Origin of the sequence: Paenibacillus sp. YIM B09110 (assembly GCF_037167145.1) — a bacterium.
Taxonomy (GTDB): domain Bacteria; phylum Bacillota; class Bacilli; order Paenibacillales; family Paenibacillaceae; genus Pristimantibacillus.
This window is the reverse complement of the sequence record NZ_JBANSP010000040.1, coordinates 1-23,994: the sequence shown is the minus strand read 5'-3', so window position 1 is coordinate 23,994 and position 23,994 is coordinate 1. Positions and strand designations below refer to the sequence as shown.

General features: G+C 52.2%; 22 protein-coding genes. 3 read left to right on the top strand and 19 right to left on the bottom strand.

Features of this window, described 5'->3' with window-relative positions:
• Positions 1 to 37 precede the first annotated feature (37 nt).
• The 6 genes from V8F51_RS29890 to V8F51_RS29865 form a co-directional block, all read right to left on the bottom strand.
• Positions 38 to 814: an ABC transporter ATP-binding protein gene (locus tag V8F51_RS29890; RefSeq protein WP_337104160.1), complete on the bottom strand. Its 777-nt coding sequence runs from the start codon at positions 812 to 814 to the stop codon at positions 38 to 40.
• Positions 815 to 1,063: 249 nt separating this feature from the next.
• The gene (locus V8F51_RS29885; RefSeq protein ID WP_337104159.1) at positions 1,064 to 1,675 is read right to left on the bottom strand and encodes a TetR/AcrR family transcriptional regulator; all 612 of its coding nucleotides are present in this window, start codon (positions 1,673 to 1,675) and stop codon (positions 1,064 to 1,066) included.
• Positions 1,676 to 1,759: 84 nt separating this feature from the next.
• The gene (locus tag V8F51_RS29880; protein ID WP_337104158.1) at positions 1,760 to 1,957 is read right to left on the bottom strand and encodes a hypothetical protein; all 198 of its coding nucleotides are present in this window, start codon (positions 1,955 to 1,957) and stop codon (positions 1,760 to 1,762) included.
• Positions 1,958 to 2,070: 113 nt separating this feature from the next.
• Positions 2,071 to 2,541, bottom strand: coding sequence for a hypothetical protein (locus tag V8F51_RS29875; protein WP_337104157.1), 471 nt, complete (start codon positions 2,539 to 2,541; stop codon positions 2,071 to 2,073).
• Positions 2,542 to 2,614: 73 nt separating this feature from the next.
• A complete protein-coding gene (locus V8F51_RS29870) occupies positions 2,615 to 4,033 on the bottom strand; it encodes a sensor histidine kinase (RefSeq protein WP_337104156.1) in 1,419 nt (472 codons plus the stop codon).
• Entirely contained in the window at positions 4,030 to 4,710 is a 681-nt protein-coding gene (locus V8F51_RS29865; RefSeq protein ID WP_337104155.1) for a response regulator transcription factor, read from the bottom strand. Before V8F51_RS29865 ends, V8F51_RS29870 begins: the two co-directional genes overlap by 4 nt.
• Before the next feature lie 218 nt (positions 4,711 to 4,928).
• On the opposite strand from V8F51_RS29865, the gene V8F51_RS29860 reads away from it, so the two are divergent.
• Entirely contained in the window at positions 4,929 to 5,351 is a 423-nt protein-coding gene (locus tag V8F51_RS29860; protein ID WP_337104154.1) for a DUF4395 domain-containing protein, read from the top strand.
• A 42-nt stretch (positions 5,352 to 5,393) separates the two neighbouring features.
• Here V8F51_RS29860 and V8F51_RS29855 read toward each other — a convergent pair whose 3' ends face one another.
• The 13 genes from V8F51_RS29855 to V8F51_RS29795 form a co-directional block, all read right to left on the bottom strand.
• The gene (locus tag V8F51_RS29855) at positions 5,394 to 6,380 is read right to left on the bottom strand and encodes an oxidoreductase (RefSeq protein ID WP_337104153.1); all 987 of its coding nucleotides are present in this window, start codon (positions 6,378 to 6,380) and stop codon (positions 5,394 to 5,396) included.
• Positions 6,381 to 6,534: 154 nt separating this feature from the next.
• Entirely contained in the window at positions 6,535 to 7,203 is a 669-nt protein-coding gene (locus V8F51_RS29850; protein WP_337104152.1) for a hypothetical protein, read from the bottom strand.
• A 368-nt stretch (positions 7,204 to 7,571) separates the two neighbouring features.
• Positions 7,572 to 8,318, bottom strand: a complete 747-nt coding sequence (locus V8F51_RS29845) for a tyrosine-protein phosphatase (protein WP_337104151.1) — start codon at positions 8,316 to 8,318, stop codon at positions 7,572 to 7,574.
• Complete coding sequence (locus V8F51_RS29840) at positions 8,318 to 9,151, bottom strand: carbohydrate ABC transporter permease (protein ID WP_337104150.1); 834 nt, start codon at positions 9,149 to 9,151, stop codon at positions 8,318 to 8,320. Before V8F51_RS29840 ends, V8F51_RS29845 begins: the two co-directional genes overlap by 1 nt.
• A 16-nt stretch (positions 9,152 to 9,167) precedes the next feature.
• Positions 9,168 to 10,133 carry a carbohydrate ABC transporter permease gene (locus V8F51_RS29835; RefSeq protein WP_337104149.1) on the bottom strand — a complete coding sequence of 322 codons (966 nt, stop codon included), beginning with the start codon at positions 10,131 to 10,133 and terminating at the stop codon, positions 9,168 to 9,170.
• Positions 10,130 to 11,506, bottom strand: a complete 1,377-nt coding sequence (locus V8F51_RS29830) for an ABC transporter substrate-binding protein (protein WP_337104148.1) — start codon at positions 11,504 to 11,506, stop codon at positions 10,130 to 10,132. The genes V8F51_RS29835 and V8F51_RS29830 overlap by 4 nt, the downstream gene beginning before the upstream one ends.
• A gap of 61 nt (positions 11,507 to 11,567) precedes the next feature.
• On the bottom strand, positions 11,568 to 12,389 hold the full coding sequence (locus tag V8F51_RS29825; protein WP_337104147.1) for a metallophosphoesterase family protein: 822 nt from the start codon (positions 12,387 to 12,389) through the stop codon (positions 11,568 to 11,570).
• Between the two features lie 15 nt (positions 12,390 to 12,404).
• The gene (locus V8F51_RS29820; RefSeq protein WP_337104146.1) at positions 12,405 to 13,397 is read right to left on the bottom strand and encodes a metallophosphoesterase family protein; all 993 of its coding nucleotides are present in this window, start codon (positions 13,395 to 13,397) and stop codon (positions 12,405 to 12,407) included.
• 264 nt (positions 13,398 to 13,661) lie between these two features.
• The gene (locus V8F51_RS29815; protein WP_337104145.1) at positions 13,662 to 14,309 is read right to left on the bottom strand and encodes a GntR family transcriptional regulator; all 648 of its coding nucleotides are present in this window, start codon (positions 14,307 to 14,309) and stop codon (positions 13,662 to 13,664) included.
• A 195-nt stretch (positions 14,310 to 14,504) separates the two neighbouring features.
• The gene (locus V8F51_RS29810) at positions 14,505 to 16,613 is read right to left on the bottom strand and encodes an alpha-galactosidase (RefSeq protein WP_337104144.1); all 2,109 of its coding nucleotides are present in this window, start codon (positions 16,611 to 16,613) and stop codon (positions 14,505 to 14,507) included.
• Positions 16,614 to 16,988: 375 nt separating this feature from the next.
• Positions 16,989 to 18,302, bottom strand: a complete 1,314-nt coding sequence (locus V8F51_RS29805) for an ABC transporter substrate-binding protein (RefSeq protein ID WP_337104143.1) — start codon at positions 18,300 to 18,302, stop codon at positions 16,989 to 16,991.
• A 151-nt stretch (positions 18,303 to 18,453) separates the two neighbouring features.
• The gene (locus tag V8F51_RS29800; protein WP_337104142.1) at positions 18,454 to 20,130 is read right to left on the bottom strand and encodes a response regulator; all 1,677 of its coding nucleotides are present in this window, start codon (positions 20,128 to 20,130) and stop codon (positions 18,454 to 18,456) included.
• The gene (locus tag V8F51_RS29795; protein ID WP_337104141.1) at positions 20,123 to 21,964 is read right to left on the bottom strand and encodes a cache domain-containing sensor histidine kinase; all 1,842 of its coding nucleotides are present in this window, start codon (positions 21,962 to 21,964) and stop codon (positions 20,123 to 20,125) included. The genes V8F51_RS29800 and V8F51_RS29795 overlap by 8 nt, the downstream gene beginning before the upstream one ends.
• 237 nt (positions 21,965 to 22,201) lie before the next feature.
• Between V8F51_RS29795 and V8F51_RS29790 the strand changes: the two genes are divergently transcribed.
• Together V8F51_RS29790 and V8F51_RS29785 are read left to right on the top strand one after the other, a co-directional pair.
• Entirely contained in the window at positions 22,202 to 23,092 is an 891-nt protein-coding gene (locus V8F51_RS29790) for a carbohydrate ABC transporter permease (RefSeq protein WP_337104140.1), read from the top strand.
• The gene (locus tag V8F51_RS29785; RefSeq protein ID WP_337104139.1) at positions 23,092 to 23,931 is read left to right on the top strand and encodes a carbohydrate ABC transporter permease; all 840 of its coding nucleotides are present in this window, start codon (positions 23,092 to 23,094) and stop codon (positions 23,929 to 23,931) included. Before V8F51_RS29790 ends, V8F51_RS29785 begins: the two co-directional genes overlap by 1 nt.
• Positions 23,932 to 23,994: the final 63 nt, after the last annotated feature.

Sequence of the window (23,994 nt, the reverse complement as noted above, 5' to 3'; positions counted from 1 at the left end):
GTATTGGTTTATTGGTTTGAACCTTCATCGCATTAAATTAAATGCCTGCGCCTACATCAATCTCCGGCCCTTCGACCTTTTCGAACTCACTGAGCACCTTTGTCCGAAGCTCTTGAAAGGAGATTCCTGTCCGCTTCCGCGGGAACGGCAGATCAATCGGCAGTATGCTGCGAATATGGCCCGGCCGCGGATTCATAATGACGACCCTCTCCCCGAGGAATACCGCTTCGTCCAGATCATGCGTTACGAACAACATGGTCGTCCGGTTCTTCTGCCATATATCGAGCAGAACTTCTTGCATATGCGACCTTGTGAAAGCGTCGAGCGCGCCGAACGGCTCATCCAGCAGCAGCACATCCGGATTGCGAAGCAGCGCTCTTGCGATCGCTACCCGCTGCGCCATCCCGCCGGACAGCTCTCGCGGATACGATTTCTCGAACCCTTTGAGCCTCACCAGCTCGATCAGCTCGTCAACCCGCTTCCTCACTTCCGGCTTCTTCAGCGATAGGTTGGCGGCGATGTTTTTCTCAACCGTGAGCCAAGGGAACAATCGCGGCTCTTGAAAAATAACCCCTTTCTCAATGCTCGGCCCGTCAATCCGTTTCCCGTTCAGCAGTACCGTGCCGTCATAGTGAGTGTCCAGCCCTGCGACGATCTTGAGCAATGTGCTTTTGCCGCAGCCGCTCGGACCGATGATGGTTATGAATTCGCCTTGCTTCACCTTCAGCTCGATTTGATTCAGTGCAATAACATCGCCTGCCGGCGCTTTGAACGTCTTATTCAATTGCTGGACAACGAGAATGTCGGTAGCCATATGTGTTCCCTCCTCAGACGGTTTAAATATTATTCATACCCGAATACTTGGTATTACGTCTAAAATAAAAAGACTTAACGTTTCGCCAGGCTAAAGCTGCCTCCCTGGTTCATAATTCACAAACGTCAAATCTCCAGTTGTCTGGTAGACTCGAGTGATGTAATTGTCGTTTTCACAAATTGAACGTTGATTCGGTTTGTATGTTGATTATTTTTACATGACTTCTCAATCGTTGTCAACAACATTTTTTTAGCGGCTTGCGGAAGACTTGGCCTCGAACAATCGGATTATCGCAGCGACATCCATTTCTATCGGCACCTCGTAGCCCGGCATACGCTGGAGCGTTAACCCTTGGATGAGGCTGACGAAATAAAACGCTAGCTGAAGCGGATCACCCTCGATGATTGTTCCGTCTTCGATTCCGTCGCGCATAATGTTCGCAACCGGCTGCAAATTTGTCGTGAAACGATCCGTTACCGCCCGTCTGATCTCATTCGGCGTTGCATCGGATAAGCGCGCGCTTTGCATCAGAATGGTAAATGCCCAGCTCGTCTGAATGGACAGCCACGAGGAGCAGATCGTAGTCAGCTTCGTAAGAGGCGGGAACGTCGTCTTCGAAATGTCCGTCACATGAATCCCGTAATTCGTCTGCCCTCTGCGAAGCACCTCGCTGAATATTTCGTCCTTCGATTCGAAGTAGTGATACACGTTGCCGATACTAACATCGGCCTCCTTCGCAATGTCCTGCATGCTCGTCGGCTGGAAGCCTTTAATCGCCATCACTTTAAGCGCGCTGTCCAATATTTGCTCGATGCGCCGTTCTCTGGCGATGCGATCCTTCTCTGGATTCCTTGGTGACATGACTTCATCCGCCCTTTCTATGTTCCAGTCGTCAGTTATGGAGACATTATACAGAAATTCGGGCAAGCTTCGCCAACAAAATGTTTAATCAGCCACGGTTACCCTCTTATCCAGCAGCTTCCCGTTGCACTTTCTGCAACGGATTGCGACGGTTTGTGCCTTTCGCGCTTTGCTCGTTGCATATTGTGCAACGGATTCCCACTCACCAGCGCTTTTGCGGCCTTTAATAGCCCAATTCGTTGCATTTTCTGCAACGGCAGCTGCCGCATCAGCTTCCTTCATGCTCATCCATTGCACTTTCTGCAATGAGCAGCGAAAAAAAAGATAGAGCCCCCCCTGCCAAAACAACGCAAGGGAACTCTATCTTTATTCAGTTCCTACGCTCGCACGATGCTCTAAAGCTTGAGACTTACGACCAGCAGCACCCCGATTACCGCTGCCGCCATAATCCCCGACACCGTCAAGTAGCTCGACAGGTTCACCGCTTGCGTAGCCGACGCTTGCGTTGCGCCGGAAGCAGTGCCCGCCAGGTTGATCCTCTTCCTCAGCTTACCCCCGAATATCCCTGTTAATATAAGCGATAACAGCGCGACGGTTCCGCCGCCTTTCTCCATTACGTCCAGCCAAAGTGGCTTGTCCGAACCCAGCTCCATCTGAATGAGCATGAGTACTCCTGATACGAGAACAAACAGCGCGCTCGGGTGCGAGATCAAGCTGAATGCACGCGTTATTTTGCCAATTAAAATATTTGCTTCAACCGTGCTCACATTCTTCCTTACGAGCGGCAGCACAACCAATATCGTCACCAGTGAACCTATCCACAGTGCGAGACCAGCCAAATGCAGAAACAATAATAATCCAAACATTGCGATCATCCTCCAGTCCGTTCAATTCCCCCTCATTATCGGAAGGGAATATGAACGCACGATGAACGGAATGTTACAAAACGTTCTGCAGTTGGTGTTTTGGAATCTTGACAGTAATGATCGTTCCGGCGCCTAACTCGCTCTCCGCGGTAATTGTTCCTCCGTGCAGCGTTACGATATCCTTCGCTATGGACAGGCCCAGCCCGCTCCCGGAGCGGCTTCGATTCCGCGATTTGTCGGCTTTGTAGAACCGCTCGAACAGATGCTGCACCTGGTCGGCCATGATGCCGATCCCCGTATCGCTCACCGTAACGACAATTATCTCCGGTTGCTCGACCTGAATCGCAATACGGATTGAGTCTTCTTTGCTCGTGAACTTCATGCTGTTAACGATCAGATTCAGCCACACCTGATAGAGCAGCCCCTCATCCGCAGTAATCGTCGTCTCCGGCAGGTCGAGCGTCAGCTCGAGCCCCTTGCTCGTCCATTCCCACTCCAGCAAAATGATGATTTGGCGAAGCTGCTCATCCAGCCTGTACGTCGTCACATCGGGCGCGCGCGACTGATTGTCGAGCGCCGCGAGCGTCAGCAACTGCTTGCTTAATGCCGATAAGCGTCTGCTCTCCTCATCGATAATGTGCAAGTAGCGTTCCTTCTCCTCCAGCGTCGAACCCTCATCCAGAACGGCTTGCACGAATCCTTGAATCGACGTGAGCGGCGTTTGAATTTCATGCGACACGTTGGCCACGAATTGCTGCCTCATCTCGTCGAGCTGCCTTAGCGATACGGCCATTTCCGTAAAATGCCGCGCCAAATTTCCGAGCTCGTCTTGCCGCGCCACATCGAGCGGCACCTCGACGTCGAAGCGGCCGCCGACCAGCCGTCTCGTCGCTTCGGTGAGCTTTTTGATAGGCTTAACGATATACGTCGTGAAGATAACGATCAAACAGAGGCTGAATACGAACGTACTGCCCAGCAGCACCGCCATAATAATCCGAATATCGCCAAGCTGCTGCTGCAGATCGGGGCGGATGAACAACGCGTAACGCTCACCGTTCACCGTCATCGGAACGCCTACCGTATTGCGCAAGCTATCTTCGAACAGACTGGACACCGACAACCAGCCCCAATCCGAGGCTGTGCCGTAATACAGCTCTCCGTTCAGCACGCGTTCCTCGTCAGCCGGATCAAGCCCCCCTCTGCGGAATGACGAGCCGTAAAACGCCCCTTCCTTCCGATCGTTAACGACATAAATCTGGTAGCCCAAATTAGCGATATGAGCCAAATAACTATCCATAGCAAGCGACGGCGTCTTCTCCAGCAGCGTCTTGATTTCATTGCCGATCTGAACGGCTTTCCGTTCATTGCCCGTGAGCAGCTTGGACTGATAATACATACTGGAGCATAACAACCCCGCTATGCTGCTTATTAAACCGATGAAGGCGAAGGTGAGCACGATTCGGACGTAAAGCGACTTCGTCTTTATTTTCATCTGCTAGGCACTTCCAGCTTATAGCCAAGCCCTCTTATCGTTGTTAGGATGAGGTCTTGCTCCCGGCCTTCGAACCTCTCGCGCAGCCTCTTTATGTGTACGTCGATCGTGCGGCTATCGCCCATGAAGTCCGAACCCCATATAAGCTGCAGTAATTGCTCCCGCGTGAAAATCCGACCCGGGTGGCCCGCTAACTGCGCCAGCAGCTGGAACTCCTTTAACGGCAAAGATATCCGCTCATCGCCGATCCATACTTCGTAACTACCGCGATCGATGGTAACTTCATTCAGCCGAATGACTTCTGACGACACCATCTGATAGCGGCGAAGCAGTGCCTTGATGCGGAACAGCAGTTCCTTCGGATCGAACGGCTTCACCATGTAATCGTCCGTCCCCGCCAAGAACCCTTGCTCTTTATCCGCCATCTCCGCCTTCGCCGTCAGCATAAGAACGGGAATGTCGTAGTACGACCGAATTTCGCGGCATAGCGCCAACCCGTCCTTCGCCGGCATCATCACATCGACGACCGCCAGATGAATTTGCACCTGCTCCATCAGCGCCGATGCGCGCTCGCCATCCTCCGCCTCGAACACTTCATACCCTTCCTTGCGCAAAAAAAACCGAAGCAGTTCGCGTATATGCTTATCGTCATCCGCAATCAAGATATGAACTCTCATAATTGCCGCACACTCGCTTTCCATTCGTTGCCCTGCCCATTGGCAGGTTATTTCTCCTAACTATGCTATAAAAAGACGGGTATTTCAATGCGGACGGATAACTCAACCTTTTTTTGAGATATTGTTCGACTGGAGCATCTGATCTATTGCTAAAAACGCCGCTTCGAACTATAATCAAATTAATTAGTTTAATTCCGATAAGGAAAGTTGGTATACACATGAAAGAGATACCTATTCCGTACGTGCGAAGCAATCAGGCAGGTATTGTGATCTTCTTAATAGCGTTTTTCCTTACGCAGGCAACATGGATTATCGCGGCATTGTTCGTCATTCAGGTGATTGGCCTTATATTCGGAGCGAAGGCGAATCTGTTCATTCGGATCGCTCGTCCGTTTCTTACGCAGCTCGTAGCGAAGTCCCAGACGGAAGCAGCCGAGCTGCAACGATTCAATAACTCGCTTGCCGTAGGCTTCCTCACTTTGTCGTTGATCAGCTTGTTATTCGGCTGGACAGCGGCAGGCAACGTCTTTGCGGCGATGATGGGCGCTGCGGCGTTCGCCGCGCTGCTCGGCTACTGCATCGGCTGCACGGTGTACTTCCAATACAAGCAATTCCGCGCACGCAGATTGCAACGCGGATAAGACAATAAGCGCTACCCGCTCACTATGGCGGATAGCGCTTTTTTATATTTTAACGACCATCCGCTTGCGCGAATCTCCCTCTAGCATGCGCTTCGTATACGCCGCAACCTGTTCCAGCTCGATAACCTCGCTCATGGCATCCAGATTATCCAGCTTGTAGCGTCCGGCCAGCAGCTCCCATACGCGGAGCCGCTTCTCCATCTCCGCCATGACCGAATCGATGCCGATCAAGCGCACGCCCCGCAGAATGAAAGGATAAACGGAGGTCGGGAGATCGATTCCGCCCGTCATGCCGCTCGCCGCTACGGCCCCGCCATAATTCAAGCTCGCGATAATCGACGCCAGTGTCTTGCCTCCGACGCAATCGACCGCTCCCGCCCATAACTGCTTGCCTAGCGGTGCGGATGACTTGGAAACGACCTCTTCCCTCGATACGACGCGTTTAGCGCCAAGCCCCAGCAAATACTCGCCCATGTCCGCCTTCCCCGAGCTTGCCGTCACTTCATAACCTAACCGGGAAGCAATAGCTACTGCTATGCTGCCGACACCGCCGGAAGCTCCCGTGACGAGCAACGGCCCTTTATCCGGTCGGAGTCCGTCCCGTTCCAGCTCGTACAACGATAACGCCGCAGTGAAGCCTGCCGTTCCAAGCGCCATTGCTTCCGTCATCGTCAAGCCTTCAGGAAGCTTGACCGCCCATTCCGAAGGCACTCGCGCATACTCGCTATAACCGCCGTAATGCGAGACTCCGAGTCCATACCCTGTAATAAGCACTTCCTCGCCTGCGCGATATCGTCCGTTTTCACATGATACGACAACGCCCGCGAGATCGATGCCCGGAACGAACGGATAGCTGCGAACAATATTGCTCCCTGTCTTGCACGCTAACGCATCCTTATAATTGACGCTGGAGTATGCGACCTTGATGAGCAGATCGCCCTCCGGCAGATCATCGATCCGCAACGTCCCCACCTTCGCCGTTACTTCCTCGTCCTGCTTCTCCAGCACCAGTGCACGAAAAGAATCCATTTATCCATTCCTCCTGCCGATTTATTGGCACAGGCCGTATGCCACTAATCTCTACAGTATCAGGTATTAAGGAAAGAAGCGATTCTCTAATCTACTGGTGAAACCTAATCCGCCCATTCCCCGCCATTCCACCAAAAATCGCTCAAATGCTTATTCAGGAAAGGAGAAGATCAAGCGTGCCTTCCTTCAGCTCGTAATACAGCACGCCTCGCCCGCTGCTGATCGGCCGCAACCACCCTTTCGCCACCAACGCCTGAAGCCACTTTCTCGCCGTACGGAAATCCACATCCATCTCCTTGGTAACATCAATCGGTCTAATGGAGCGCCCTAAGTGCCAGGCAAGCCGCAAAACCTCTTTCTCCGCAATAACCGCCGGCTTAGTGTAATCTCCCAACATAACCGACTTGCTAACCGCCAACTGCAACAGCATGCGGCAGACCTCCGGCCGTTCCTTAATGTCATCAAACGAAAAGTGAAGCATCCTCCACCCCATACCCGTCAGAAAGGAATCTCGGTTCAACGAGTAGCTGAAGCTCTGCCTATCCATGTCCTTCACATGGGATTGAAAACCGTCGCATTCCAAGCCGAACCGGCCTAGCCCCGGCAAAAAAGCGAAATCAAGAAATTGCGATTTCCGATTCCAATCGTACACCTCATACTCCGGATGCAAATGTTCGAAGCTGCCGAATAACGGCCACCATACGTTTTGCAAAAACAGCTTTTCGGCGTAACCGTGTCCCCGCTCCAGCCCCCCCTTGCGTTCTCCGCCCCTGCTAGCTAAATGACCGTCTACGAATGCCTGGTGCGCCTTCTCAAAACTCATTCTTATTCCCTCCTCTAATTTGTGAACGCAAAAAAGAACGTTCCTGTGCCATTGGCATCAAGAACGTTCTTCGTTCGCTTATGTGTTGACCAAATTATAGCATTTCTTGCAGCTCTGCTTCCATAGGAATTGTGCCAGGGTGGAAATCATCCAATCAAAACGGCCGATTTAGGAAGAAAGTTACTTTTGATTGGAAAACATACAGGCAAATGCGTGCGATCGAGCTCATTCGGTCCATTTGACCACTTTTGACTGTACGAAATCCAGTCAAACGAGGTCGATCGCCGATTATTCGTTGTTTGATTGGATGAAATCCAACCAAGCAATGCAATTATGGCCAGAGTCGAGCTGGGATACTGGGATGGAGTTTACGGCTGCAGAAGCATCCGTTTCAAAACTGCGATTTGTTCATCGCTTAGCCCGATTCTTGCGAAGTAGCTCTCCGCCCCGCCAAAGTTGCCGTGCAGATGGTCGAGCATCATCTCCATGTTGCTTGGCGCGCTGCCCAGGAACAGCTCGTACATCTCTGCCGGAATTTGCTCTGGACGGTCCTTGCGCAGCTCATCCATGATCGGCGCGAGGTTGACCTCCGTCTCGGCGTAATCGGCTACGATGACCGAGCGCTCGACGCCTGCCAGATCAAGCAGCAGGGCTGCGACGACGCCAGTACGGTCTTTGCCCGCCGCGCAATGGAACAACACGCAGTCGCCTTCGGCTTCGGCCATTCGCTCGAACACTTCGCGGAGCAGGTGTCCACACTCATCCAGCATATTGACGTACATATCGCCCAAGCTGCGAATATTCATATTGGTCGATGTCGCCGGATTAATTAAACTAATGTTGTAATAGTTAGCGCGCTCCGACCCGTTGAACACGTTGCGCTTCTGCGCCAGCTCTTGGGCATGACGCAAATCGATGACAGTGCGTACGCCCATTCCCACAATCGCGTCTTGGTCCCCATCCGTTAATCGATGCAGTCCGTCCGCGCGCAGGAAACGACCTTTTTGTACCGTAAGCCCTTCAGCAGCTCCATAACCGCCGATATCTCTTACATTATAAGCACCTTCCAGCTGGAGAAGCCGTTTGTTGCTGTTGCTGTCTATTGTCATTGTCATTATTTCAGTCCGCCTTTTACGAAAGAATCGATAATTTGTCGTTGCAGCATAAGATAGATGATGAGTACGGGCAAGCTTGCGATCGTCGTCGCCGCCATAAGCGCTCCCCACATATTGCCGTCGGAGGAGATGAACATTTGCAGACCCTTTTGGATCGTCGTATTTTCCAGCTTCGTCGTCACGAGGAGCGGCCAGAAATAATCGTTCCAAGAGGTGATGAACAGCAGAATGCCGATCGAAGCGACCGAAGCCTTCAGATTCGGCATGATCGTGCGCCACAGCAGACCCCAATCGGAAGCTCCGTCCAGCCTTGCGGCTTCGATCAGCGTTTTCGGATACGATTTGAACGCGTTGTACAATTGAAGCACGGCGAACGCCGAAGCAATATTAGGTACGATAAGACCCATCAAATGATCGCGCCAGCCAAAGCCGCTGATCGCGACATAGTTCGGAATCATAATGACTTGGAAAGGCACGAGCCATGTAAGTGCGATTAATCCGTAGATCAAGCTGCTGCCGCGGAATTCCCAGCGAGTGAACGCATAGGCCGCCAATATGCTTGTAAAAAGCTGCATAACTGTCTGAATAATAGCCACGACCATGGAATTTCCCAGCATGCGACCCATCGGAATGGCATTCCATGCTTTGACGTAATTATCGAAAGTAATATGAAGCGGAATTAAGCTTGAGGTGAACACTTCGGTCTCCGGTTTCAAGGAGGTTACGACCATCCAATAGAGCGGAAAAACCGCCAGCAGCGCGAGCGCGATCAATGCAGCATGCTTCACCGTAGCAGCCGTATAAAAACCCGCCTTGCGTCCAGCCTTCTCCATCTTCGTTCCCTCCTCTCTAGTTGTCGAAGAACGACAGCTTTTTCGTTAATTTCATGAACAGCCAAGCAAGCACGCCGAATCCGAGGAAGAAGACGACAGCGGCAGCCGAGCTCGAGCCGATGTTGAACGATTGGAAGCCGTACGTCCACAGCAGGTAATATATGTTTGTCGTCGTGTTGAAAGGTCCGCCTTGCGTAAGCACGTTAATATAAGAGAAGCTCATTTCCGATGCGAAAAGCGTGCTCATCATGGCCATGAACAGAATCGTCGGCGAGAGCAGCGGCAAGAGAACATGCCAAATGATTTGGAACCCATTCGCTCGGTCAATCTTGGCCGCTTCAATGTATTCCTTGTTGATACCCGTCATTGCCGCCGAAAATATAAGCGTACTGAAGCCGATCAGCTTCCAGCCCGTGATGAACGTAATCGACCATATCGCCCAATGCTCATCGGTGAAGAAACGGATCGGTTCAGAGAGATGAAACCAGTCAACTAACGCCTTGTTCAATATGCCATTCGTCGGATGCATGATCCAGCGCCATACGGACGATACGGCAACCGGCGCCATGATCATCGGCAAGAAAATGAGAGCGCGATAGACATTGCTCGCCTTTCTTCCGATATTGTCCGTTGCGATTGCGATAATAAGCGGAATGATAAGCGAGAATGGAATGATGCCTACCGTGTAGATCAGCGTATTCCAAAGCGCGATGCCCATCTCGGGCAGGTTGAACAGATTGGTGAAGTTCTTCAATCCAACGTATTGCTTCGGCGATGTAGGAAGCAAATTCCATTGGTAGACGCTTAGCTGGAACGTCTGCAGCAGCGGCTTATAAATCCAAAAGCCGATCGAAACAAGAGCCGGCAATAAATAGATGTACGGCTTGATTCGGCCAAGCCGCAGCAGGAACGACTTGCGTTCCTTGCTTTGCGGCTTCGCTTCTGCTGCATGACGGGTCATGCTTACTGCATCATAGCTCATTGAATCAGCGATTGGGCGCGTTTCTGCGCATCCTGCATAATGGAGGCCACATCGCCATCGCTCACGATCGCCTTCGATACGGAGTCATTCAGAATCGTCTCGATTTGTTTCCAGTTCGCGCCCGGATACGATACCCAAGGCTTCAGCGAGTCAAGCTGCTCCAGGTTCGGCTTCACGAGCGGATTCGCTTCTACCCAGCCCTTCAAGTAGTTCGGGTCTTCCACGATAGCCGGACGAAGCGGCAAGTAGCCGATCTCCGAAGTAATGATCGTATAGCCGCGCTCGCTTGTCGCGAACTTCAAGAACTCCCATGCCGCTTGCTGCTTCGCTTTGTCATCCGTCAGAATGAACAAGGCGCTGCCCGAGTTGACCGGCGTCGTCGGTTTGTCGCCAAAGGCCGGCATTTTCGCCGTCTTCAATTCCCAGCCTCCTGCTTGCGATGCTGCAACGAACGAGCTTTGAATCGCGCTTGTGAACAACAGCATGCCGAGCTTTCCTTGGCTGAACGCTTCCATCGCTTCCCCGTCGTTCAGCTTGCTGTTGGCGCCGCTCTTGATCAGGTCCTGCCACATCTCGATTGCGCCAATCGCTTCAGGCTCACCGAACTTAATCGTCTTGCGGTCGTCGGACAACGCTTGTCCGCCATTGCTTCCGATCAATGCTTGAATGATCCAGTCGCCGCCTGCCGCGCCGCCTACATGCGTGCCGGTAACGCCTGTTTTCTCACCGATCTGCAAACCGTATTCCTTCACTTGCTCCCAAGTCGTCGGAGGAGCTTCCGGATCAAGACCCGCATCTTGGAACAGCTTCGCATTGTAGAAAAGAACCGGCGTACTGAACGTGAACGGCAGGCCGTATGTTTTGCCGTTCAACTGACCCAGCTTCATGCCGTTCGGCGAGAAGCCCTCGAAGTTGCTTTGCAGTTCATCGGCCGGCACGATATCTTCAAGCGGCTTGGCATTGAAGTTGTTGACGGCGAAGTCGAGGCCGTCGAACGTCAATTGCGCGATATCGGGCGCCGTGCCCGCTACGATATCGGCCTGCACCTTGGCGTTAATATCCGTCGAAGCTACGGGAATGGCATCGATTTTAATATTTGGATGCGCATCTTCGAATTCTTTGATCAGCTTCTCCGTCCCCGGAACCTGGCTGGCAATCGCAAGGTTGTAGCTATAGAACTTCAGCGTCACTTGCTCGTTCGATGCCGTATTGTCCGTTTTTGCCGCATTAGCCGAATTCGCATTTGCATTCGAGCTCGTGCTCGTGTTCGTACCGTTTGTATTACTCGCATTGCCGCCACAAGCCGTTGCCAGCAAAGATAACGATACTAGCGTGGCAGCAGCTACTTTTTTGTAAGCCATGATTAACTCCATCTCCTTATTGGCCCCCTGGGGCTTATATATTTACGATTAGTTCGTAGACATTCCGTTCTGTTTACGCATGTGCATGTGCAGCATCTATCTTCCACTCAAAAACGATTCGTTGGTCGCCTGCCATCGGCATCGGATGAACGACCATTTGCCCGTTCTTCACCAGCACGAGGTTGTAGCCGCTGTTGTCGATGAATTTCATGCTGTCATTGCTAGTCGGCTCGATTCCGAACGCGACGCCGGTCGCCGCAGCGCTTGGCACGCCTTGGAATATGCCGATATTGTTGCAGTGAATGTGACCCGACAACAAACCGATCACGTCGCTGCCCTCGATTGCTGCTGCGAGGTCCCCCGGGTTGTCGAGCAGATGGCTGTCCATCATCGGCGTCATTGTCGGAACGACCGGATGGTGATGAACGATGATTGTGCCGTTCGGTGCCGGTGTTACAAGCAAGTCGCGGAGCCAATTCAACTGTTCTTCATCCAAGCGGCCGCCATGGATGCCCGGAACTTGCGTGTTCAGCACGACGATCCGAAGTCCGTCTTCCATCACGCTATAATAGTAGGACTCTTCCGACGGCAGCTCCTGCAAATATCCTTCGCGGAAGAACGGACGGGAATCGTGGTTGCCTAAGGCAACATATACCGGTACGCCAAGCTTTGCTTTCTCCTCGTCCAGCACTGTGCGAAGATGACGGTAATCCTCTACGTCGCCATCCTGCGTAAGATCGCCGCTAATAACGACAAACGCCGGCTTTTGGCTCAGCTTGCCGAGCTCCGCGAACGTTTCGCGCAGCTTTTTCGTGGCATCCATTTCGAACAAAGGGTTTTTGCCTGGAACGTTGATATGGGTGTCGGTCAGATGTGCGAAGAATATAGGTTGCATAATAATTAAGCCTCCTTAAGAATGCGAATGTTCTTGCGGTTTGTAATGGTTGATTTCTTGTACGCCGTCGAGATGAATGACGCGGTACGAAGGTTTGCCGTCACGTACATTGACCCATAAGAACAAGTTGTCGCTCTCCGGTCCGTTGCCATGCGCATGGCCGCCTGTTCTTCCGAGCTGAATACGTTCGCCATTGCCGACTACGGAATATTCCATGGCGTGCAGATGTCCAGCGAATACCGTATGCGGACGTCCGTCCAGCAGCTCCATCAGCTTGGCGTAACGCTTGTCTTCCGACTTCCAGCCCGGCTTGTGCATACTGATGAAGGTCCATTTCACGTCGCGGTTCTCTGCGAGCACACGCTCTGCGAACGCGAGCTGCTCATCGCTGAACGCAAGGTCGATGCGTCCCATTTCCTTGAGCTGCTCAGGCGACATTCGGCTTACGATGTCATCGTAAAAGGCTTGCATATGCGCTTCCATATGTTCCGGATCATTCTGAACGTTGTAGGTTGCTTTTTTGATAATATCGATAAATTCATCGGACAGCTCGGTCGGCGGATCCTCTGTGTTGAGTACGAGGAACAACGCGTCACCTGCCCGGAATGCGTAATATTCGAAGCCCTTGCGATCGCGCCATACATCTAGCATGACCCCATTGCCGTAATCATGATTGCCGACAACGTGGAAGAAAGGTACTTCCGTTGCTTTGATTTTTTCATCGATATATTCCCATTCGGCCTCTGCATCCGCAGCGTCGCGCCAGTAGCCCTCGATCAGATCGCCGACCGAAACGACGAAATCCGGCTTTAAGTCTGCTACAACCTCGAGCGCTTTCTCGAATACGCCCGCTGTCGCCATGCCGCAACGGTCTCCCAATACCGCGAAAGAGAAATCTCCTGTTGCCAGCTCCGGCAGCTTGCCGAACCACGGACGCTTGTCCGTATTGAATCGTGCATCGTCATACCAAATTTCACCTGCATTGCGGATTGCTTGAACGATTGTCACTAATCTCTCTCCTCTCGGATCTTGCAATGAAAGAATCACTATCCGAGATCAGTATGCAGGTTGTATGTAAGTGGATTGTTATCGCAGTCTAAATGATATGTAAAAAACCATGTTCGCTTTACACAAGCGTAAAACGGCTTTCGCCGTCCTTTGGAGGCGTAAGCTAACGTTTCGCGGTGAAATATAAGCTGGGTTATAACACGATAAACTTATAAACGCTTATATTTAAACAAAAAAGGATGCCTGCGCAGGCACCCTTCACTCTTAAATAACGCCGCTCAGCATAAGCTGCTGCGTCGTATTCATATAATTTTCCTCAATCGCCGCTTTCGCTCCGTCATAGTCTTTGCGCTGCAGCGCTTGATAGATTTTGGCGTTCATGACATTGGCCCATTGCGGCTTTAATTGCGGAAACTGCTTGCGGAACGTGACCATCCGGCAGATGAACTTACCTCGATAAGATTCAAGCACTTGAATCATATAGTCATTGCCCATGGCGCTTAATATCGTCTCGATGCACATCAATGAATTGTTGTAGTAGCCTAGAAAGTCGCCCTCCTCGCGGGAGACGTCCTGACGTTTCAAGTAAAGGCCAAGTGCTTCCACGTCGAAATGCAGCTCCCTTTGCTTCGCCATATCCAAGACGAACATCTGCATCGATACGAGCACTTCGAGCATTTGGCTAAACTGGCGGAACGAAATTTCTTTCACGAGCACGCCTCGTCCTTTGAAGCTCTCGACATGCCCTTCCTTCTCCAGCATCGCGATCGCGGCCCGGATCGGCGTCCGGCTCATGCCTAACTCGCTTGCCAGCTCATTCTCGGACAACAGCACGCCCGGCATGACTTCAGCGCGTACGATCCGCTCCTTGATTTGATTGTAAGCTTCCGTTTCCAATGAAGTCGCTCGCATGCTACCCTATCCTTTATTTTTCATTTGGGAATTATCCTAACAAATAGGGAGCGCGATAGATAGTTAAGATATTGTAAAAGGATGGCGGCTATAAAGGCCTTGCGGGCCGGCAAGATCGATATGTTGAGCGCCGATAGATATAGAAACTATATCTATTGGCGCGGATGGACGGCGAGAGCGGGCGGGAGGCGCCGCTTACAGCCGGATCTCGAACAGCCTAGCCGTTCGAGCGGCTGGCAATGTGACGGTAAGCGAGCTGTCTGCCGCGCTCCACGTCCAGTCCGTGCCCACGGCGGGCGCTGCCGGGTATGCGCAGCGAACCGTCGGTTCGGCGGAGCTCCCGTGCGGAGGCACGGGCAGCGGCAGCGTCACTTGCGCCGTCTCGCCGGCAACGCGCCAGACGGCTACGTAAATGCGGTCGTCTCGGCGCAGCCCGAGACTGACCCAATCGTCGCCGCCGCTCGGCAGCCCGAGCGGCCAGAACGGCAGCGCCTCGCGAATGTCGCCGCGAATCGTCTTATAATAATCGAGCGCCTCCTTCACCAGCTCGCGGCGGCGCGGGCTAAGCTCCGCGAGATGTCCGCTCTGATGGACGCGCAGCAGCAGCGCATTGACCATGTTGAAGATGACCTCTTCATCATCGCCCTCGCGCAGCGGATACGACCAGATCGCCGATTGTTCCGGCGTAAGCGCAGCCGGCGATCCTGCGGCAATCGCCGCATAGTTGACGTAGTCTTCCTGATCGCTCGTCGACTGAATGCTGTGGCGGCTCAGCATCGCGTAATCCATCCGCATGCCTCCGCTCGAACAGTTCTCGATGACCAGCTCAGGATAACGAGCAAATATCGAATCCAGCCATTGCAAGTAAGCCCGGTTATGCCGCAGCAATCCGTCGCCCATGCTGTCCGCATCCGTCTCCGTCCCGATCCCCGCATTAATGTTGTAATCCATCTTAATGTAGCCGACTCCATAGTCCTCAACCAGACGGCGAATGACTTCATCGGCATGGGCGATGACCGCAGGATTACGGTAATCGAGCTGATAGCGGCTGCGATCCTTTACCCGCTTGCCATGCCGCATAAAGAACCAGCTGTCATCGGTCTCCGCCAGCTTCGGCGAGTTAATGCCCATAACCTCAAGCTCCAGCCATAAGCCGGGAATAAGCCCTTTGCCGCGGATATAGTCGAGCACATACTTGATGCCTTCGGGGAAACGCTCCTCGGAAGGCATCCATTCTCCGACGCCATCCCACCATTCGCCCGGCGCGTACCAGCCTGCGTCGATACAGAAATATTCACAGCCGACATCAACTGCCGCATCAATAAGCGGAAGCAGCTTCTCCGTCGTCGGCGAGCCCCATAGACAGTTCATGTAGTCGTTGAAGATGACTCGCAGCAGCTTATTATCGTCATTCACACGGCGAATGGCGCGTCGATATTGCGTCAACTCCGCAATCGCCTTCTCGAAGCCGCCTTGAACTGCACCAACGGCCACAGGCACGGACTTGAACGACTCACCGGGTGCAAGCTGCAGCCACCAATGATTGTCATGCTCCGTCGGACCGCTCAAGTATAGATACATATGATCGTTCTGATCGGACATCTCCGCATGCCACGAGCCGTTATGCTCAATCTGCCAGAACAGGCTGCTGCCAGCCTCCGTATTCTCCAGCACGCCCATCGGCAAGTTCTCGGCCGCCGACCATGAGCCCGTATTGCTGAAGGCAAGACGCTTCGAGCCGCGATCGGCAAGATGCGACAAGCCGATCTCAGGCAGCTTGTACGTCCGCCATTGCAGCTCGCTCTGCCAGCCGCTGTGCGCGATCGTCAGATTCATCTTCTCGTTCCGATCCAACATGCCTTCCTTGTCTACGCCCGTCAACGCGAAGGAGGAGATATACTCTACTGCCACTTGCTCCGAACCTGCATTATCCAGCTCTACCCAACAACGAACGGTCTGAATGCCGTCATAGAACTGGTAGTGCTGCACCGCCCGCAAGCCCGTCACCTCATCGATGAGCGTAACCGCGATTAACCGCCCATTCTCGTTGCGGCTATCCTCATGCCCGCTGTACACCATTCGCAGCCCTGGGTAGGAAGCGCGATGCGAGCGGCCATGATATTCGGCCCGATCCTCACCGGTTAGCTGCAGCTCCAGCATGCGGAAGCCCGGCATTTGCAGCTCCGTAATCAACTCCGCTTTCAACGGTGCTGATCCGAAATGCATCAGCCTCACATCACCGCTCTCCGTCACATCGAACACAAGATACAACCCATTTTCCACAATCGTATGTCTATCCGCCATTGTCCTGTCCTCCTTATTCACTCGTTGACTCAACAGATCCTCTTGCGTAATCCCGCCCTGCAGCTATGTTGGATTATTGCAATCTAGAAACGACTATTTGTCCAGTTTATCAAGCTATGTTGGATATTCGCAGTAACTTCGGCTCGAAACCGCACTTTTACCAGATAATAAGCCCTCTATCCTGCAAAAATCCAATATAGGTTCCTAAACCGCCCAAAACCGAGAAAAGTTACTGCAGATATCCAACATAGCCTCCGCCGCACCCTCCGCCGACCCGACTCCGCCAAACTTACCGCGCACTCAGATAAAGAAAACCCAGCACTGCGAAAGTGCTGGGCTCTATCCTCATACGCTGCTGCTTAGCGCGGTCAGCTCTTATTGAGCGGAACCGAATTGTACCCACGCCTTCTGAATTTCGTCGATTGCAGCGTCTTTCTTTTTGCTGCCGCCGATGTAAGCTTGCATAAGCTCGCCGAATTTTTGGTGGAAAGTATCGAGCGAGTAGTTGACCGTCAGATCGCCGGATTTTTCCGTTTTCAAAATTTCTTCCATTTGCTTCGGCATATCCAGCTCCGGCAATGGAGCGTCCTTGATCGGCGGAATGACTTTCGCTACGTTCGAGAACCATTGTTTGCCGTAGTCGGATGTATACAGCCAGTTGAAGAATTCGATTGTTTCTTTCGCTACTTTGGAATCTTTGTTGATGCGAAGCGCTTGGTCAGCGCCTGTAATCAGTTGGTTTTGTTCAGCCTTGTCGCTGACCGGGTAACCTACGATGCCGATCTCGATGTCCGGGCTGATTTTCTTAATCGCTTCTTCGTCCCATGCGCCTTTGCCCGTCATGAATGCTGCTTTGCCCGTTGCAAAGTCGCTCACTTCGGCGTTGCTGTCGCGTTCAAGCGGCTTGTTCGTGCCATGCGCAACAGTCGTATCAATGAAGTTGAAGAAGTTGTCGTACAGTACAGGATGATCCTTGAACGTCGTTTCGCCGGCGATGAATTTAGCAACCAATTCCTTCGGAGTCGTGCCTGCGTCTTCAGCAGCCGCGTTCACGAAGTTTTGGAAAATATGCTTCCATACCCACCACTCTTTGTAAGCGTTGGCGAACGGCGTAATGCCTTTTGCTTCAAGCTTCGCGATAGCGTCATCCATTTGAGCCGTTGTTTTCGGCACTTCTGTGATACCTGCATCAGCAAGCAGCTTCTTGTTGTAGATCATCATCATGAGGTTGCCTTTAACCGGCAATCCGAGCACTTTACCATCGGAGGAGCTCATGTTGATCTTCACAGCGTCCGTCATGGCAGCCGCAAGCGGCTCGTTCGTCAGGTCGGCGCTGTATTCGGCGAACGTATCGATGTCGCCGCCGGCTGTTGTCTGGAATACGTCAGGCGTGCTGCCAGCCGCAATCTTAGACTTCAATACCGTGTTATAGTCAGCTTGCATAATTTCAAGGTTGATCGTTACATTCGGCTTCACTTTTTTGTATTCTGCAATGTAAGCGTTGAATGCATCCGTGTATTCCGGCGATGCCGTGAACATATTAATCGTTACTGCTTTGTCTGAACCGCCCTCTTCGCCGTTTCCGGCGTTCGTGCCGTTGTTTGTTTCATTGTTTTTGCCGCCGCAAGCGGCTAATATTCCGACGACCAGTACGAGACTGACCGACAGCGCGAGAAATCTTTTCAACATGGTGTTGCCCCCATTTCCCTCATTTGTTGTGGTCTTCGTAGCCTATTGTAAAGAAATCGCAATAGGATAAGAATGTACATAAGTGAATAGTTAAGGGTAAAAAAGTGTAGTTTGCCCGCGGTTCACTTTTTGCCACCTGCGCCTGCTTCGCTTAATCGTCCTGCTGCGCCGAACGAAATTCCGAAGGCGATTGACTGTAATAGTTCCGGAATGCCTTGCTGAAATAGTTTTTGTCCTTGTAGCCCAGCATCTCGGAAATATCCTGAATCTTTAATGCCGAGTCGCCTAGCAGCTCCTTTGCCTTGTCCATTCGCACCTTCTGAACATACTCGTGAATGCCGTAGCTGAACTGCCCTTTGAACAGCTTCATTAAGTATTCCCGACTTAAAAAATATTTCTCCGCGAACATCGAAATTTTTATATCCTCGAAGTAATGATCGTCGATATAAGCCTTTATGTCGGCGACATCGAACGGCCCATTGGCACTCTCCGCCTTGCGTATCAGCTCGCTGTAATAATCGAGAATGCCGAGCAGCAGCCTCTCGTACGATTCGAACGAATCATAATCGGACGATAGCCCCATCGATCTCAGCGGATGCTCCTCGCCAATCGGAAGCTGCTCCTCCTTTACTCCAAGCTCCAAGGCCATATCGTTGAGCAAAATGACATATTCGGCCATAACGCGATCCGAATCGCCGATCGTGAACCGCTCCGCCGACTTCCACCGCTTCGTAAGCTCGCCTAAGATCGATCTCGCATGCTGCTGGTTTCCAGCCTCCAGAGCCGCTCGAATAACGGCCATCCGGCTCGTAATCGACACTGATGAGCTGTCCCGCTCACGCTCTTTGTCACGCTCGCGCATTCCACCGTCTTTCGGCGAAGCGGCAGCCGGCATGACCATTGCACCTTTCAGACGCAGCAGATCCATGCCGTTAATCGCGGCCTTCGCCCCCTCATAGGAGGAAGCAATATCAAGCGCGTTGGAGCAAGACTCTCCTACCCCGATGACTACGGTAATGCCGAACAGCTCCTGCAAGGCAGAAGCTACCTTCTTCATCTGATGGAGGGAATGGTAGGCAATATCCTCGCGATATCCGCCGTTCATCGTTAGAACGGCAAGGAGCTCACGCTCCTGCTTCGGATTGGCGAAGCTGAATGACTGGAAGCGGTCGCCCGCAATTTCGTTAAGCACGTTAGAGACGGCGAAGTGAAGCAGATCGGTATCGTTATGGAACCTTCTGCTCCGTACCCGCTCCATATCCAACACGCGCATCACAATAGCCGCGAATCGGTTGTTGATATCATCCGCGCCGATAAGCGGCAGAAACGCTTCATTCGACTGGCTCTTGAAGCTGCGCTCGATGATCGAGAGATACACTTTCTCCTTGAGCTTCGGCAACGACATATTTAGAGTAATGTTGCGGTTGATGAATTCACTCTCTCGCTTGCGCTTCGCTTCCAGAAGATCGACCGACTTGCGCAAGGCTTGGTTCAAGTCTTGCCTGTTAATCGGTTTGAGCAAATAGTCTACAACCTTGGAATGGATGGCTTGTCTCGTGTATTCAAAGTCGTTATAACCGCTAATGACAATCGTTAGCAGGTTCGGGTAGTCGCGTTCCACGACTTGCAGAAACTCCATCCCGTTCATCTCCGGCATCTTCATATCGACCATAACGAGATCGATTCTGCCAGCCTCAAGCAGCTCCAGCGCCTTAAGCCCGTCGGACGCCTCGAGCACCTCGCTCACCTCAAGCCCCTTCCAATCGCCCAAAATCCGAATCGCCTCGCGCAGCGGCTCCTCATCGTCAACAATCAACACTCTATACATAGCTGCCGCCTCCCCGCGGTAATAACATTTGCATTTCCGTACCTGCGTTATCCTCCGTCACGATTCGCAGCTCGGCTTCTTCGCCATAGAGCAGCTTCAGCCTCGTATGCAGATTAACGAGGCCAATGCTGTCGCCCGCATTATCGCCCTGCCTCTCTTCCCATTCCTTGCGGAATGACTCCCGCACCTGCTCCAGCCGCTCGGGCGTGAAGCCCGGTCCGTCGTCATGGACCGATATGACCAAGTTCTCGGCGTCTGCCCTCGCCCCGATGCTGATCGTAACGGTGCTGGACACCTTCTCGAGCGCATGCTTGATCGCATTTTCGACTAACGTCTGGATCGACAGCTTCGGAATCTCCAGTTCCATAAGGGAGTCGTCCCAGTCGTAAACGACCTGCAGCCTGCTCCCAAACCGCGCCTTCTGCAGTGCCATGTACCGCTCGATATGCTGAAGCTCTTCGCGCGCACGCACGATATCCTTGCCGCTGATTGCATACCTCAGCGTAAGCGCCAGCGCATCAATCATATCCGCGATGTCGAACCTCTCGCTTTTAAGCGCCTTGGTCGAGATGGCCTGCAGCGCGTTATATAGAAAATGCGGATTGATTTCCGCCTCCAGCGCCTTCAAAATCGCGTTTTTCTCCACCAACTTCATCTTGTACCGCTCGTTAATAAGCTCGTTCGTTCGCCGTACCATTTGGTTGAAATGACGGGATAAATAAGCGAGCTCGTCCTTGCCGACAACCTCTGTCTCCGCCTCAAAGTCACCATGACTGAACCGGCTCATCTGATAAGACAGTTTCTTCAGCGGCCGCGTAATCGCACTCGAGAAAAACGTCACTAGGATGACCGCGAGCAGCAGGAACAGGAAGCCGATCAGGAAGTTTAAGTTACGCGTCGTTGTTGCTGTCGCATAGATTTGGCGATAAGGGATCGGCTTTACCAGCTGCCATCCATCCTGCTCGCTCGTATTGTAGACGACCAAATATTTTTGATCTCCCTCTGACCATGTGAACCGCCCCGACTTCCCATCTGCCAGCCGCTCGAATGCTCCGTCCTGCTTCATAAGGCCGTAGAAGGACGGATCGTCCATAGCGAACGGAACATGATCATCCGGGCTAAGGAACATAAGATGCTGCCCCTCGCTGAACGGAATATCTTCTATAATGTCATCCTTCATCGATGGATTGACATAGAACGACAGCACCGCGAGCGGTTCCCTCGACGCAATCGAACGAAGAACCCGATGATACGCCATGAAGCTGTTTGACGTATCCACCGGATACCCGGGCTTCGCGCCTGCCAGCTCAAATGATTGATAGGCGTGATTGTTCGGATTGTCCATCGTTTCCCGAAACCACGGGAGCTGCGCAATATTCGGATCGGTTGCCGTCCGCACCGTGACATTGTAATTTTCCTTCGTAACGGCATAATACTTGTCCTGTTCCACTACATACAGGTAGATCGCCTCGAGATCTTTGCGCGAAAAATACAAATTCCGCAGGTACTCCTCCACAAACATGCGGGATGCGTACTCCTCGGACTCGTGCATAATGGCATAAGACAGCTCGTCATAGTTGATTTGCGGCAGCGACAATTGCTTAATCCCGTTCAAATAATCCTCTAGATTCTGATTCACGAGCAGCAAGTTGTTCGACGTACTCGCAATGCTGTTCGCAACCGACTCCTTCTGAAGCATCTGATACGAGATGAAAGTGAGCGAGCCGACGACGAGTATAATAATGGTCGTAAATAGCACAATAAGCTTGTTCACAAGCCTTCGAGTCACAAGCTCGATCAGATTGGAAAATGTCTTGGATGCCCGATTGAACAAGGCTCATCCCTCCTTTTCGACATCAATGTCCGCTTTCGCTTACCTGTTCACCTTTTTACCCCTAACTGTTTTCATAAATCCATTTTGACGCCCAAAGCGCTGCTTTATAATCGTACTTAGCCAAGCGCAAATGGCGCATCCGCCCAATATCTGCTCCTAATCATACAATAAAAGATTGTTTTGTATAGGCTTTGACTATTTCAGGCCTACATAAACGGCGACGAAAGAGGTGTACTCATGTTCAAATCTCTAGGCAGAAAATGGAGCGAGAAGCTTGAGTTCGGCATTTTCACATTGCCCGTATTGATCTGTATCGCTATCGCATTTTATATTCCATTCGCTATGACCATTCGTTACTCGCTAACGAAATGGAACGGCATATCCAAACACCCGACGTTCGTCGGACTGGATAACTTCAAGCAAATTTTTACGGGCGACGCGAACTTCACCAGCTCCGCTTGGTTCACGATCAAGTATGCGGTGCTGTATATTATCATCGTCAACGTGCTGGCGATTCTGCTGGCCGTTATACTCGACATGAAGCTGAAGTCATCCACCTGGCTGAGAGCGGCCTTCTTCATTCCGTACATTCTTAGCCTCGTTATCGTCGGCTTCATCTGGAAGTTCATTTTCATGCAAGGCTTCGAATCGCTTTACAACAGTACAGGCTGGGGCGTCTTCAACCTAAGCTGGCTCGGCGAGCCCGGTCTTGCGTTCGTTTCCATCCTGCTCGTCTCGGTATGGCAGTCGATCGGCTTCTATCTCGTTATCTATATCGCGGGACTTCAATCCGTACCGGATGATCTGAAGGAAGCGGCAACGGTTGACGGAGCTGGACCGGTAAGACAATTTTTCAGCATTACGCTGCCATTGCTTGCACCTTCGATCACGATCTCGGTGTTCATGGCATTAACGAATTCCATCAAAGTGTTCGACGTTATTCTGTCGCTGACCGGCGGCGGACCTGGCGGTACGACTTACAGTATCGCTTATGATATCTATCGCGACACGTTCCAGAACAATCTATACGGCTACGGCACGGCCAAAGCGCTTATCCTGTTCGTTGCCGTCCTGCTTGTCACTATCATTCAATTAACGATCTTCAAACGCAGGGAGGTTGAAGCCTAATGAAACGCAGCCGCCAAGGAAAAGCGGGACGGATCGTACTCGAGATCGTCATGGTCCTTCTATCGCTCGTCTTCCTGTACCCGCTATTCTTAGCCATCAACAACTCCTTGAAAAGCTTCGGCGAGGTTATGACCGACGTCGTTGCGCTGCCGAAGAAGCTTGTCTTCGAGAACTACTCGTACGTGTGGTCGTTCATCGACTATCCGAAGCTGTTCCTGAACAACTTCATCATTACAGGCGTCGGACTGGCCGGTATCGTACTCGTCTCCTCGATCGCTGCTTATAAGCTTGCTCGTACGAAATCGCGCACAAGCGCACTGCTCTACTTGCTGGTCATTATGCCGATGTTGATCCCGTTCCAATCGATCATGTTGACGGTATTGCAGCTTGCCAAGGACCTTAACTTATCCGAAAGCACATGGGGACTCGGCGTTCTCTACTGGGGCTTCGGCGCACCGCTGGCCGTATTCATCTACCACGGCTTCGTGAAGGGTATTCCAAAAGAAATCGACGAGAGCGCGACGATCGACGGCGCTTCGGGCTTCCGCCTCTTCTTCAGCGTCATCTTCCCGCTGCTGAAGTCGGTAACGACGACGATCATCATCATCGACGTGATGTGGATCTGGAACGACTTCCTGCTGCCGCTCCTTATGGTGAACGGCTCGCCGGATACGAAGACGCTGACGCTTGCCGCGTACACGTTCGTCGGCCAATACACGTCCGACTGGCAATATGCGATGACGGCTATGGTCATGGCTGTGCTGCCTTCGATCATTGTGTTCATCTTCTTGCAGAAGTACATCGTCAAAGGCGTCGTTGCCGGCGCTGTCAAAGGTTAATCTAATAAAGAAGGCGTTCATTCGGAGCTGTCCCGTGGGGACTAAAGCTCCGAATGAACGCCT

Bases quoted from the DNA above. Each gene is read 5' to 3' on its own strand.
- V8F51_RS29890 (WP_337104160.1), bottom strand. From the start codon at position 814: ATGGCTACCGACATTCTCGTTGTCCAGCAATTGAATAAGACGTTCAAA.
- V8F51_RS29885 (WP_337104159.1), bottom strand. From the start codon at position 1,675: ATGTCACCAAGGAATCCAGAGAAGGATCGCATCGCCAGAGAACGGCGC.
- V8F51_RS29880 (WP_337104158.1), bottom strand. From the start codon at position 1,957: ATGAAGGAAGCTGATGCGGCAGCTGCCGTTGCAGAAAATGCAACGAAT.
- V8F51_RS29875 (WP_337104157.1), bottom strand. From the start codon at position 2,541: ATGTTTGGATTATTATTGTTTCTGCATTTGGCTGGTCTCGCACTGTGG.
- V8F51_RS29870 (WP_337104156.1), bottom strand. From the start codon at position 4,033: ATGAAAATAAAGACGAAGTCGCTTTACGTCCGAATCGTGCTCACCTTC.
- V8F51_RS29865 (WP_337104155.1), bottom strand. From the start codon at position 4,710: ATGAGAGTTCATATCTTGATTGCGGATGACGATAAGCATATACGCGAA.
- V8F51_RS29860 (WP_337104154.1), top strand. From the start codon at position 4,929: ATGAAAGAGATACCTATTCCGTACGTGCGAAGCAATCAGGCAGGTATT.
- V8F51_RS29855 (WP_337104153.1), bottom strand. From the start codon at position 6,380: ATGGATTCTTTTCGTGCACTGGTGCTGGAGAAGCAGGACGAGGAAGTA.
- V8F51_RS29850 (WP_337104152.1), bottom strand. From the start codon at position 7,203: ATGAGTTTTGAGAAGGCGCACCAGGCATTCGTAGACGGTCATTTAGCT.
- V8F51_RS29845 (WP_337104151.1), bottom strand. From the start codon at position 8,318: ATGACAATGACAATAGACAGCAACAGCAACAAACGGCTTCTCCAGCTG.
- V8F51_RS29840 (WP_337104150.1), bottom strand. From the start codon at position 9,151: ATGGAGAAGGCTGGACGCAAGGCGGGTTTTTATACGGCTGCTACGGTG.
- V8F51_RS29835 (WP_337104149.1), bottom strand. From the start codon at position 10,133: ATGAGCTATGATGCAGTAAGCATGACCCGTCATGCAGCAGAAGCGAAG.
- V8F51_RS29830 (WP_337104148.1), bottom strand. From the start codon at position 11,506: ATGGAGTTAATCATGGCTTACAAAAAAGTAGCTGCTGCCACGCTAGTA.
- V8F51_RS29825 (WP_337104147.1), bottom strand. From the start codon at position 12,389: ATGCAACCTATATTCTTCGCACATCTGACCGACACCCATATCAACGTT.
- V8F51_RS29815 (WP_337104145.1), bottom strand. From the start codon at position 14,309: ATGCGAGCGACTTCATTGGAAACGGAAGCTTACAATCAAATCAAGGAG.
- V8F51_RS29810 (WP_337104144.1), bottom strand. From the start codon at position 16,613: ATGGCGGATAGACATACGATTGTGGAAAATGGGTTGTATCTTGTGTTC.
- V8F51_RS29805 (WP_337104143.1), bottom strand. From the start codon at position 18,302: ATGTTGAAAAGATTTCTCGCGCTGTCGGTCAGTCTCGTACTGGTCGTC.
- V8F51_RS29800 (WP_337104142.1), bottom strand. From the start codon at position 20,130: ATGTATAGAGTGTTGATTGTTGACGATGAGGAGCCGCTGCGCGAGGCG.
- V8F51_RS29790 (WP_337104140.1), top strand. From the start codon at position 22,202: ATGTTCAAATCTCTAGGCAGAAAATGGAGCGAGAAGCTTGAGTTCGGC.
- V8F51_RS29785 (WP_337104139.1), top strand. From the start codon at position 23,092: ATGAAACGCAGCCGCCAAGGAAAAGCGGGACGGATCGTACTCGAGATC.